The sequence below is a fragment of the Mycobacterium sp. genome, assembly GCF_025933915.1.
GTDB lineage: Bacteria > Actinomycetota > Actinomycetes > Mycobacteriales > Mycobacteriaceae > Mycobacterium.
Genome location: NZ_JAICZA010000147.1, coordinates 1 through 11,338 on the forward strand (window position 1 = coordinate 1; position 11,338 = coordinate 11,338).

At 66.8% G+C, this 11,338-nt stretch carries 12 protein-coding genes; 6 read left to right on the plus strand and 6 right to left on the minus strand.

The genetic code is table 11. The features are described 5' to 3' along the window. A partial coding sequence (locus tag Q0W90_RS19420) for a hypothetical protein (RefSeq protein ID WP_297776031.1) occupies positions 1-139 on the minus strand: 139 nt, incomplete at its 3' end. A 132-nt stretch (positions 140-271) separates the two neighbouring features. After that, the gene (locus Q0W90_RS19425; RefSeq protein ID WP_297597695.1) at positions 272-808 is read right to left on the minus strand and encodes an FxsA family protein; all 537 of its coding nucleotides are present in this window, start codon (positions 806-808) and stop codon (positions 272-274) included. 73 nt (positions 809-881) lie between these two features. Here Q0W90_RS19425 and Q0W90_RS19430 point away from each other — a divergent pair, with 73 nt between their 5' ends. Next, positions 882-1,589 (plus strand): dienelactone hydrolase family protein, encoded by a 708-nt coding sequence (locus tag Q0W90_RS19430; RefSeq protein WP_297597697.1) that lies wholly within the window; start codon positions 882-884, stop codon positions 1,587-1,589. A gap of 3 nt (positions 1,590-1,592) precedes the next feature. Here Q0W90_RS19430 and Q0W90_RS19435 read toward each other — a convergent pair whose 3' ends face one another. Both Q0W90_RS19435 and Q0W90_RS19440 read right to left on the minus strand, forming a co-directional pair. Continuing rightward, a complete protein-coding gene (locus tag Q0W90_RS19435) occupies positions 1,593-1,973 on the minus strand; it encodes a PPOX class F420-dependent oxidoreductase (RefSeq protein ID WP_297597699.1) in 381 nt (126 codons plus the stop codon). An 89-nt stretch (positions 1,974-2,062) separates the two neighbouring features. After that, complete coding sequence (locus Q0W90_RS19440) at positions 2,063-2,293, minus strand: hypothetical protein (protein ID WP_297776014.1); 231 nt, start codon at positions 2,291-2,293, stop codon at positions 2,063-2,065. A 3-nt stretch (positions 2,294-2,296) separates the two neighbouring features. Between Q0W90_RS19440 and Q0W90_RS19445 the strand changes: the two genes are divergently transcribed. From Q0W90_RS19445 to Q0W90_RS19460, 4 genes are read left to right on the plus strand one after another with little or no spacing between them, the layout of a single operon-like run. Next, the gene (locus Q0W90_RS19445) at positions 2,297-3,331 is read left to right on the plus strand and encodes a hypothetical protein (RefSeq protein WP_297776016.1); all 1,035 of its coding nucleotides are present in this window, start codon (positions 2,297-2,299) and stop codon (positions 3,329-3,331) included. Beyond that, the gene (locus Q0W90_RS19450; protein WP_297776019.1) at positions 3,328-4,473 is read left to right on the plus strand and encodes a sulfotransferase; all 1,146 of its coding nucleotides are present in this window, start codon (positions 3,328-3,330) and stop codon (positions 4,471-4,473) included. The genes Q0W90_RS19445 and Q0W90_RS19450 overlap by 4 nt, the downstream gene beginning before the upstream one ends. A gap of 4 nt (positions 4,474-4,477) precedes the next feature. Further along, entirely contained in the window at positions 4,478-5,119 is a 642-nt protein-coding gene (locus Q0W90_RS19455) for a TetR/AcrR family transcriptional regulator (protein ID WP_297776022.1), read from the plus strand. A 21-nt stretch (positions 5,120-5,140) separates the two neighbouring features. Then, positions 5,141-5,944 (plus strand): SDR family NAD(P)-dependent oxidoreductase, encoded by an 804-nt coding sequence (locus Q0W90_RS19460; protein ID WP_297697431.1) that lies wholly within the window; start codon positions 5,141-5,143, stop codon positions 5,942-5,944. Positions 5,945-6,041: 97 nt separating this feature from the next. Here Q0W90_RS19460 and cobN read toward each other — a convergent pair whose 3' ends face one another. Continuing rightward, entirely contained in the window at positions 6,042-9,617 is a 3,576-nt protein-coding gene (cobN, locus tag Q0W90_RS19465; RefSeq protein ID WP_297776025.1) for a cobaltochelatase subunit CobN, read from the minus strand. Positions 9,618-9,673: 56 nt separating this feature from the next. Here cobN and Q0W90_RS19470 point away from each other — a divergent pair, with 56 nt between their 5' ends. Next, positions 9,674-9,874: a hypothetical protein gene (locus Q0W90_RS19470; protein WP_297597711.1), complete on the plus strand. Its 201-nt coding sequence runs from the start codon at positions 9,674-9,676 to the stop codon at positions 9,872-9,874. A 4-nt stretch (positions 9,875-9,878) separates the two neighbouring features. Here the strand turns inward: Q0W90_RS19470 and Q0W90_RS19475 are convergent, their stop codons facing one another. Beyond that, a complete protein-coding gene (locus Q0W90_RS19475; protein ID WP_297776028.1) occupies positions 9,879-11,336 on the minus strand; it encodes a molybdopterin-dependent oxidoreductase in 1,458 nt (485 codons plus the stop codon). Between the last annotated feature and the right edge of the window lie 2 nt (positions 11,337-11,338).

The following is an 11,338-nucleotide window of genomic DNA, read 5'->3' on the forward strand; positions in this document are numbered from 1 at the left end:
ACATGCTGCGGCCGGCATCGTCGCTGCCCAGCCACGCGATGACGCCGCCGCGGACCGCCATCGCGGTCGCGTCGGGTTGGGCGGGGCTGTGCACCCGGCCGTTGACCAGCAGGGTCACGGGGGCGGGACTATCGGTCACGTCCCGCGACGATGCAGGCCGTGAAGCGGCCTGAGGAGGGGCGGGACTATCGGTCACACGCCAAAGCTACGTGTAACTGTTCGGATGGCGATAACGATCAGCGCGTGCGTACTGCGCGGCCCGCGCGGCGGCTCAGCGCCCGTCGAAGCGTGGGGTCCGAACGGGTGGCTCGACGTCTTGGACATCGATGACCTCGCCGTCGATGTAGTCGCCGCGGCCGCGTCCATCACCCGGGTAAGGCCCGGTCGGATAGGACGTCGGATGGGAGTCGGTGCGGTGAGCGGTCGCGTTGCCGATCCCTGGCATTCGGCGCTGCAGCGTGCGCACCGCCAGCGAGCCCAATCCGGGACCGACGGCCGACCGTATCGGCGGGATGAGCAGCAACGAGCCGAACGCCGTGCTCACCAGCCCGGGAATGAGAACGAGAAGCGCGGCCAAACTGACCAGCGCGCTATCGCCGGCCGCGTGGCGTGGTTGGGTCAACCCGGAGCGCAATTGGCCCACCCGGCGGATGAGGTGCGAACCCGCCATCGGGGCCACGATGCCCCACCCGAGCACGAACGTCACCAACAGCACCAGCAGGGTCCACCCCCATCCGATCGTCGACACCAACGCGAAGATCACCGCGAGTTCGACGACGGCATAGACCAGCAACAGCCGCGACACCATGCCCGGTCAACGTCCGCGGACCGCGCCCGAGTTCCCGTGGTGCGATCCCCCGCGATTGCAGTTAGATGACGCTATGACGACGATTCAGATCGACACCCCCGGCGGACCGATCGATGCGTTACTGAGCACTCCCGCAGGATCAGGCCCATGGCCGGGAGTGGTGGTGATCCACGATGCGTTCGGCTACGGCCGGGACAAGCAGTCGACCAACGACCGCATCGCCCGGGCGGGCTATCTGGCGGTCACCCCGAATCTGTACGCCCGCGGGGGCCGCATCCGCTGCATCACCCGGGTGATGAAGGAACTGCAGACGCAGCGCGGCCGCGCGATCGACGACATCCTGGCCGCGCGCGATCACCTCAAAGCCATGCCGGAGTGTTCCGGCCAGGTGGGTGTCGCGGGCTTCTGCATGGGCGGTCAGTTCGCACTTGTGATGTCGCCCAAGGGTTTCGGAGCCTCCGCGCCGTTCTACAGCACTCCCCTGCCCCGCAACCTCGACAAGACGCTCGACGGGGCGTGCCCGATTGTGGCCAGCCTCGGCGGCCGTGACCCACTGGGACGGGGCGCGCCCGAGAAGCTGCGCGAAACCATCGCCAAGAAGAACATCACCGCCGATGTGAAGGTCTATCCCGACGCCGGTCACAGCTTCGCCAACGAGCTGCCCGTGCAGGGCCTGCTTCGGATCACCGGTTTCGGCTACGACGAGGCCGCCACCGAGGACGCCTGGCGCCGCGTGTTCGCGTTCTTTGGCGAACACCTGGCAACGGGGGCAAAGGCGTAGCGGTCAAACCACTTTCAGCTCGAGCCCCACGTTGTGTTCCATGCCACCGCGCAGCTTGCTGAAGAGGTTGAACACCTTGCCCACGATGCCGTAACGCTTGCCGATCGCGTCGTAGACCGCGCCCGTTTGCGACTTGTCGAGGATGACGGCGGTCCCCTCGACGGCCTCACTGGTCGGGCGGCCGCTCATCGTGCAGGTGGCCAGCGTGACGCGGGGTGTGTTGCGGATTCGCTTGACCTTCCACGACTTTTCCTGGGTGATGACCAGGAGTCGGTCTTTTTCCAAGGCCGCCCAGATCGGCGTCGGCTTGGGCTTGCCGTCCTTGGTGAAGGTGGTCAGCAGGATGTATTGCGCCTTGGCGAGATCGGCGAAGGTCGGTGTCACGGTGTCAACCTACCGCCGTCCGGACTCAACGTTGACATTCTCACGGCTGCGCTGCGATAGTCATGAGAACTTAAACGAAAACGTGATTTTCATTTAAGGGTTGGCACCGACAGAAGCAGGCAATCGTGAGCGATCCCAACAAGCCGCTGGCGTGGCTGCCGTTCTCCATCGCCGAGGCGGCGTTGTCGGCAGACTCCGATGGCGCCGATCTGGATCAAGCGTGGTCGCATCTCCTCATTCGACTGCGTGAGGCTGCGCAGATTGTCGAATCCGACCCGGCGAATCACAATCGGGTCGACCTCGCCGCCGGGATCAGGCATCTGTTGGTACTGCTCGCCGCAGGCATAGACGAAGTGTTGCGGTTCGATCCGCATCCGATGTTGCGCGTTCAACGCACCAGTACGGATGACATCGTGAGCTGGGGAATGGAGTGCCCGGACTGCCTTTACACCCGCGCCGTGCTTCGCGGCGGGGAGAGCTATCGACTGTTCGGCAATCGCGGCACCGCCCGCTACGTCGGACTGCAGACGATGAACGGCATCGCGGCGACGGCGAACGAGCTCGTCGACGAACTCGACACGGATGCCCACGGAAACTTCGAGGTAGTGCTGTCAGCCTCCGAACCGACGGGGCGAGCGGGCAATTGGATGCGCATCGACGGTCAGCATCCCACGTTGACCGTGCGGCACTTTTTCTACGACTGGGATGTCGAGGTGGCATCGTCGCTGCGCATCGAGCGGCTCGGTGACGCAATGGCGGCCAGAATCCCCCCTGTCGAAGCGGACGTCGCGGTCTCGAGGCAGCTGGCCGCCCTCGGCGACTTCGTTCGCGACAACCTGACGTTCTTTCTGCAATTCGGTGCCGCCGCACCGCCCAACGGTTTCCTGCCCCCCATCGACCGCTCCGATATGGGGGCGGCGGCCGAGAACAGGCCGGTGATCGGCCGCTGGGAGCTGCAGCCAGACGAGGCGCTCATCGTGGAAGTGGAACCGCCAGAGGGCATTTACTGGAGCTTTTCCATCGGCAATCCGTGGTGGGAGACGATTCACTACGGCCGCCACCAGTCGAGCCTGAATGCCCATCAGGCCGTGGTGGATTCCGATGGTTTGGTGCGCGTGGTGCTGTGTGAACGCGATCCCGGCGTTGCGAATTGGCTCGACACCGCCGGCCACAGTAACGGCCCGATCATCCTTCGTTGCGTGCGAACCAAAACGGCGCCGACACCGACGACTCGACTCGTGCCCTTCCCCGATCTTGACGCGGCATTACCCCCGGATACGCAAAGAGTCAGCAGCGAAGAGCGTAAAGCGACCCTCGCGGCGCGTGCCCGGGCCGTGCACGAAAGGTTCGGGAAGTGACATTCAACGCCGACGAGTTGGAAGATGGGGCGCGCGCCGCAACGGGTCTCGAGGACTTCGGCTCGCCCTACTACCGCGAGGGACTCGAGCGCATCGTCGAGGCGCTGAACACTGAGGCCGATCTCAGCGAGATCGGCCGGGTGATCCAGCACGCCACCGTCAGCAACGCCCTGATCCAGCGCCTCAAAGTAGAGGACACGTACCGGCAACACCCCGAGATCGACGACCAGGTGGTCGGTGGCCCCGTTTTTGTCATCGGGTTGCCCCGCACCGGTACCACCGCCCTGAGCCAACTGGTGGCCGCTGATCCCCAGTTCCGGTCCCTTCGGATGTGGGAATCCCAGGCACCAGCCCCACCCCCGGAGGCCGCCACCCAACACAGCGACCCCCGGATCGCGCAGGCCGAGGCCGGTCTGAAGATGCTCGACGACATGTTCCCGTTGATGAAGACGTTGTATAACTCCGAACCCACCGCCCCGACCGAATGCCAAGACCTCATGGGAATGAGCTTCCGCACCTTCCACTTCGACGGTGCCGTTCGCGCACCCGGGTATCTCGCGTGGCTGATGGACTGCGATATGCGCGGGACCTACGCCTTCCATCGGCGAGTGCTCAGGCTGTTGCAATGGCATTGTCCGCCGGTGCTGTGGCACCTCAAGACTCCCGTACACATGTTCGCCCTCGACGCGCTGGTTGAGGCGTACCCGAATGCGAAATTCCTTTGGAGCCACCGCGATCCGGCCAAGGTGATGGGATCCGTCTGTAGCCTCATCCGATATGTGCGCAGCTGGAGCAGCGACCGCACCGACGACGAAGAACTCGGCGCCGAGCAAGTCGACAGCTGGGCCGAAGGCGTGCGGCGTGCCATGGATTTCCGCGCCAAGGTGGGCGACGACCGTTTCGCCGATGTCTCATTTGCCGATCTGCAGTCCGATCCGGTAGCCACATTGCAAACCAGCTACGACGCCCTGGGCTTGCCTTTCACCGACGGCACCCTTGCGTCCGTCGAGCGTTGGGCCGCGGACCACCGACCCGGCTCCCGCGGCGCACATGACTACGACCTGGCCGACTACGGCCTGACCCCCGAAGGCGTTCGCGAGCGGTTTGCGGACTATCTGGCCTCCTACGACGCGACGGCGTGATTCGGTGAGCGCTCCCCGCACGCGGCGACGCGAGAAGCTGGGTCCTGACCCGACGGTTCGCCACCAGATCCTGGCCGCGGCGTCGACAACGCTGCGCGAGCATGGAGTCGAAGGGCTCAGCATCGCCGCGGTCCTGACCCGGGCCGCATTGAGCACGCGAGCGTTCTATCGGCATTTCGGCTCCAAGGACGAACTCGTCGCCGCGGTCTTCTTGGAGAGCGCGCGCACCGAGAAGCGGCGCCTCAGGCGTCGAATGGCCGGTGCCGCAACAGAAGTCGAGGCTGTCGCGGCGTGGATCGACGGAAGACTCGACCTGGTATTCGACGAGCGCCTCGGAAACGATCTGCGGCGCCTGTCACTGGAGGCTCAATCGCAGATCTTCGCGTCCCCCGGTGTGGTTCAGCCCGCATACGCGGAGATGCTCGCACCGCTGCGCGACGCAATTCGACGCGGCATACAGGACGGGGTCTTTCACCAGGTCGATCCGGTGGCCCACGCCCAGTTCATCCACGGGGTGGTGTGGGCGGGAATCGACCAGCAATGGGCGAAGGGTGCTGGTGATCGCGACGATCTACGCCGGAGCATTCAACGGTTCTGCCTGCGCGGGCTAGGCGTGGCGGCCGAGGTGATCGACCAGCTGTGTTGACGTGATCGAAAGGGACTGACGATGGATCTGGGTCTTGCGGGATCGACGGCCGTGGTCACGGGCGGCAGCAAGGGAATGGGGCTGGCGATCGCCGAAACCCTTGCTGCCGAAGGAGCCAGGGTGGCGGTGATGGCCAGGAGCCAAGGTGCGCTCGATGCCGCCGTGACGTCGCTGCGCGAGGCCGGTGCCGCGGATGCCGTGGGGATCAGCGTGGATATGGCTGATCCCGCATCTATCGCCGAGGGTTTCGCCGTAGTCGCCGATCGTTGGGGGCAACTCAACAGCCTGGTCCACACAATTGGGCCGGCCGACGGCTATTTCGAGGACATGGACGACGCACAATGGGACGAGGCGTTCGCCCTCGGCACGATGTCGGCGGTGCGATCGATTCGCGCCTCGTTGCCGCTGCTGCGCTCCGCGGACTGGGCCCGCATCGTGACGCTGTCCGCGCATTCGATTCAGCGCCAGAACCCCCGGATTGTCGCCTACACGGCATCGAAGGCGGCGCTGGCCAGCGTCACCAAAAATCTGTCGAAAAGCCTTGCCAAGGACGGCATTCTCGTCAACTGCGTGTGCCCGGGGACGATTGTGACCGCCAGCTTCACCGAGGCGCTCAAAGACATCCTGGCCGCCGATGGCCTCGACGCCACCAATCCGGTCGACGTCATGACGTGGATCGACGACAATTTTCACCAGCCCTGCGACCTCGGCCGTGCCGGCCTTCCCGAAGAGGTCGCCTCCATCACTGCTTACCTGGCATCGCGGCGAAATGGCTATGTCACCGGCGCGACGGTCAACGTGGACGGCGGGTCGGACTTCATCTGACGTTTCAGCCATGCCGAGTGTGCGGCCAACCGCACGTTCGGTGCCGAGTGTGCGGCCAACCGCACGTTCGGTGGGTGCGGAGAACTCGCGTGGGAGCCTAGCCTTCCAGATCGCCCTCGGTTTCCAACAGCGCCCGGCGCAGCCCATCGAGGGTGTCCGGTTGCGGCTGCGCCCACATGCCCCGCCCGGCCGCCTCCAACAGTCGTTCGGCCATGCCGTGCAGCGCCCAGGGATTGGACTCCGCCATGAATTTCCGGTTCTCCGGGTCCAACACGTAGCGCTCGGTGAGCTGTTCGTACATCCAGTCGGCCATTACCCCGGCCGTCGCGTCGTAGCCGAACAGATAGTCCACCGTCGCGGCCATCTCGAACGCGCCCTTGTATCCGTGCCGGCGCATCGCCGCCATCCAGCGCGGGTTGACCACCCGGGCCCGGAACACGCGGGTGGTCTCCTCCGACAGGGTCCGGGTGCGGATCGCGTCGGGCCGGGTGTTGTCGCCGATGTAGGCCGCCGGTGCCTGGCCGGTCAGCGCGCGCACCGTGGCCACCATGCCGCCGTGGTACTGGAAGTAGTCGTCGGAGTCGGCGATGTCGTGTTCGCGGGTGTCGGTGTTCTTGGCGGCCACCGCGATACGCCGGTACTGGCGATTCATGTCGTCGACCGCCTCACGTCCGTCCAGGTCACGACCGTAGGCAAACCCGCCCCAGGCGGTGTACACCGCGGCGAGATCGGCGTCATCGCGCCAGTTGCGGCTGTCGATGAGCTGCAGCAGCCCGGCACCATAGGTGCCCGGCTTGGAGCCGAAAATCCTTGTGGTCGACCGGCGCTGATCGCCGTGCTGAGCCAGGTCCGCCTGGGCGTGGGCGCGGACGTAGTTGTCGTCGGCGGGCTCGTCGAGGCCGGCGACCAGCCGCACCGCGTCGTCGAGCATCGTCACCACATGCGGGAAGGCGTCCCGGAAGAAGCCGGAGATCCGCACCGTCACGTCGATGCGCGGACGGCCCAGCTCGGCCAGCGGAATCGGGGCGAGGTCGACGACCCGGCGCGACGCGTCATCCCACACCGGCCGGACGCCCAGCAGCGCCAGGACTTCGGCGATGTCGTCGCCGGCGGTGCGCATCGCCGAGGTGCCCCACACCGACAGCCCCACCGATTGCGGCCACCGCCCGTGGTCGTCGCGATAGCGGGTGAGCAGCGAATCCGCCAGTGCCACACCGGCTTCCCAGGCTAGGCGGGACGGCACCGCCTTGGGATCGACGGAGTAGAAGTTGCGCCCGGTGGGCAGCACGTTGACCAGCCCGCGCAGCGGTGACCCCGAGGGGCCGGCCGGGATGAACCGTCCGTCCAGGGCTCGCAGCACCTGGTCGATCTCGGCGGAGGTGCCGGCCAGTCGGGGCACCACTTCGGTCGCGGCGAACCGGAGCACCGACGAGACCTCCGTGTTGTCGGTGAGCCTGTCGGCCGCCTCGGGATCCCAGCCGGCGCCCTGTAGTGCGGCGATGAGCTCCCGTGCCGCGGCCTCGGCTTGGTCGACCGCCGTGCGTTCGTCGGTGCCGTCCTCGGCTAGACCCAACGCCTGCCGCAAACCGGGGAGGACGTGCTCGCCGCCGAACAGCTGGCGGGCGCGCAGGATCGCCAGCACGAGGTCCAGTTCGGCCTCCCCCGTTGGCTTTTGCCCCAGGATGTGTAGGCCATCACGGATCTGGACATCCTTGATCTCGCACAGCCAGCCGTCGACGTGCAGCAGCATGTCGTCGAACGAATCCTCGGCGGGGCGCTCGGCCAGCCCGAGATCGTGGTCCATCTTCGCGGCCCGGATGAGGGTCCAGATCTGCTGGCGGATGGCGGGCAGCTTACCCGGATCCAGCGCGGCGACGTTGGCGTGCTCGTCGAGCAGCTGCTCCAAACGCGCGATGTCGCCGTAGGTTTCGGCCCGCGCCATCGGCGGGATGAGATGGTCGACGAGTACCGCGTGCGCGCGCCGCTTGGCCTGGGTGCCTTCGCCGGGGTCGTTGACGAGGAACGGGTAGATCAGCGGCAGGCTGCCCAGCGCCGCATCGGGTCCGCAGGCCGCTGACATGCCCAGCGTCTTGCCGGGCAGCCATTCCAGGTTGCCGTGTTTGCCCAGATGCACCACCGCGTGCGACCCGAATCCGGCGTCCAGCCAGTGGTAGGCGGCGAGGTAGTGGTGGCTGGGCGGCAGGTCGGGGTCATGGTAGATGGCGACCGGATTTTCCCCGAAGCCCCGGGGGGGCTGCACCATCAGCACCAGGTTGTCCGATTGGATTGCGGCGATGACGATTTCACCATCGGGATCGTTGCTTCGATCGACGAATAACTCCCCCGGCGGCGTTCCCCAGTGCGCCTCGACGGCGTCGGTGAATTGCGCCGGCAGGGTGGCGAACCACGCGCGGTAGTCCCGGGCGGACACCCGGATCGGGTTGCCCGCCAATTGCTCCTCGGTGAGCCAGTCCGGGTCTTGGCCGCCCCGCGCGATCAGGGCGTGTATCAGAGCGTCGCCGTCGTTCGCCTCGACGCCCGGCACCTCACCCACTCGGTACCCGCGATCGCGCATCGCCTGCAGCAGCGCGACGGCGCTGGCGGGCGTGTCCAGCCCGACCGCGTTGCCGATTCGGGCGTGCTTGGTGGGATAGGCCGAGAACACCAGGGCGACCCGCTTGTCGGCCGGGGCGACGTGCCGCAACTGAGCGTGCCGCACCGCCAGCCCCGCGACACGGGCGCATCGCTCGGCGTCCGCGACGTAGGAGATCAGCCCGTCCTCGTCAATCTCTTTGAAGGAGAACGGAACCGTGATGATGCGACCGTCGAACTCAGGCACCGCCACCTGACTGGCGACATCAAGCGGGCTCAGCCCGTCGTCGCTTTCGCACCATTGGGCACGCGGACTGGTCAGGCACAATCCCTGCAGGATCGGAATATCCAGGGCGGCAAGGTGTTCGACGTTCCAGCTGTCGTCATCGCCGCCGGCGGACGCCGTAGCGGCTTTCAGTCCGCCGGCGGCCAGGACGGTCACCACCATCGCATCGGCGTCGCTCAGTCGTTGCAGCAGTGCCGGTTCGGCGGTGCGCAGCGACGCGCAGTAGACGGGTACCGGCCGCGCGCCGGCGTCCTCGATGGCCTGACACAGCGACTCGACGTAGCCGGTGTTGCCGGCCAGGTGCTGAGCGCGGTAGTACAGCACGGCGATCGTCGGGCCCCCGGCAGCCCGGGCATTGGGCCGCGCCAGCTCGCCCCACGTCGGCGTCACGACCGGCGGGCTGAATCCGAACCCGGTCATCAGCACGGTGTCGGATAGGAAGGCGTGCAGCTGGCGCAGGTTATCGACGCCGCCGTGCGCCAGATAGATGTGCGCCTGCACCGCGATGCCGGCCGCCGGCGTCGACAGTCCGGTCAGCTCGGCGTCGGCGGCCTGCTCGCCGCTGACCAGCACCGCGGGCACGCCGCTGGCGATCACGGTGTCGATGCCGCTCTGCCAGGCCCGGTAACCGCCCAGGATCCGCACCACCACGATGGCGACGTCGGCCAGCAGGTCGGGCAGTTCGTCGTCCGACAGCCGCGACGGGTTGGCCCACCGATAGTTCTTCCCGCTGGAACGGGCGCTGATCAGGTCCGTGTCGGATGTCGACAGCAGCAGGATAGTCGGCTCAGCCACCCATCATTCGTACCGCAGCGGCAGCGGACGGCCGAATCGGCACGTAGGGTCCCCCTATGAGCAGAGGATTCGTCGTCGCCTTCGCGGTCGGGGTGATCGTCGCGTTGTTCGGTGTGATCTGGGCACTGCAGGGATTCGGGGTGCTCGGCGGCAGCCCGATGAGCAACACCACCACCTGGTCCGTCATCGGGCCGATCACAGCGCTCGTAGGGATCGCGATCGCGGTGATCAGTTGGCGGAAACTATCGTCGAAATAGGTTGCTAAGCCGGCACGACGGCGAAGTTTGCCGTGTGCCAGCCGGTGGCACCGTCGGGGACGGGATTGGCGCGCTCTTCGGTTTGGACGGCACCGGTATTGTCGATCGCCCGCACGGTGATGGTTTCTCTTCCGGGGCTTTTCGCCTGCCACGGAAAGCTCCACAATCGCCATGTCTCATTGGAATAACTCGCACCCAGTTCGGCCGGTTCCCAACCGCCGTCGCCGATGCGGACTTCGACCGCCCGCACACCACGATTTTGTGCCCACGCAACGCCGCCGAACACCACCGGCCCCACCGGCACCTTCTGGCCGCCCCTGGGCACGTCGATCCGCGACTCCGTCTTGATCGGCGCCTGCGCCGCCCAGCCCTGCCGCGTCCAGTAGGCCTTGGCCCTGTCAAACCGGGTCAGCTCCAAATCCACCACCCACTTGGTGGCCGACACGTAGCCATAGAGTCCGGGCACCACCATGCGGGCCGGGTAGCCGTGCTCGACCGGCAGCGGTTGACCGTTGAGGCCGACCGCCAGCAACGCGTCGCGGCCGTCCGTGAGAGCCTGCACGGGGGTGCCGACGGTGAATCCATCGATCGAGGTGGAGAGCACCATGTCCGCGTCCCGGTGCACACCGGCCGCCGCCAGCAGGTCCGCCAGCCGGTAGCCCGTCCAGATGCCCGTTGAAATGAGGTCTCCGCCAACGGGATTGGATACACATGTCAGCGTGGTCACCGTCTCGACGACGTCGAAGCCGACGAGGTCGTCAAAGCTGTAGGTGGTCTCGCGATCCACCATCCCATGGATACGGAGGCGCCAGTCGCCGCGGCTGAGCTGGGGAACGCTCAGCGCGGTGTCGACCCGGTAGAAGTCAGCACTTGAAGTGATAAAACTCGGCAACGCAACGCCTTTCGGCTGCACCTCAGGGGGTATCGGGCGCGCCGAGGATCGCGGTCGGGGCAGGGCGAATGTCGTGCGGTCGGCTTCCACCGAATGCGCCAGCCGCGCGCCGAGTGCTCCCACTACCCCACTGACGACGCCCAGTCCGAGCAACCCGTACATGACCAACCTGCGCCGGCCGGGATCTGCCTGCTTCTGGTCGTCTGCGTCGTCGTCCGGCTCGGGCCAGAACCGCCGGCTGAGCACCCGCAGCACCCCTACGCCACACACGGCGCCGACGACGGTGGGGATCGTGTCGAGTGCGGTCCCGCCTGGTCGGGACAGCACCGCAATGCAGCCAAGGACGCCCGTTGCGGCGATCACAGCGCTGCCGAACGGGCGGCGCCGAGTCTCGAGAGTGCCGGCGATCGCCGCGATCGTCGCGATCACCGCGAGCACGACGACGGCCAGGAAGGGTTTGTCGAGCGGACCGAGCGTTTGGATGGCCCACTCTTTGACGGGGCCCGGTGTCAGGTCGACGACCGCGGAACCCACGGCGGTGCGGGCATCGGCCCGCGCACCGAACGGGATGC

What these genes read in the sequence shown, in the direction of transcription:
- Q0W90_RS19425 (WP_297597695.1), bottom strand. Translation starts at nt 808, where the DNA reads ATGGTGTCGCGGCTGTTGCTGGTCTATGCCGTCGTCGAACTCGCGGTG.
- Q0W90_RS19430 (WP_297597697.1), top strand. Translation starts at nt 882, where the DNA reads ATGACGACGATTCAGATCGACACCCCCGGCGGACCGATCGATGCGTTA.
- Q0W90_RS19440 (WP_297776014.1), bottom strand. Translation starts at nt 2,293, where the DNA reads ATGCCTGATCCCGGCGGCGAGGTCGACCCGATTGTGATTCGCCGGGTC.
- Q0W90_RS19460 (WP_297697431.1), top strand. Translation starts at nt 5,141, where the DNA reads ATGGATCTGGGTCTTGCGGGATCGACGGCCGTGGTCACGGGCGGCAGC.
- Q0W90_RS19470 (WP_297597711.1), top strand. Translation starts at nt 9,674, where the DNA reads ATGAGCAGAGGATTCGTCGTCGCCTTCGCGGTCGGGGTGATCGTCGCG.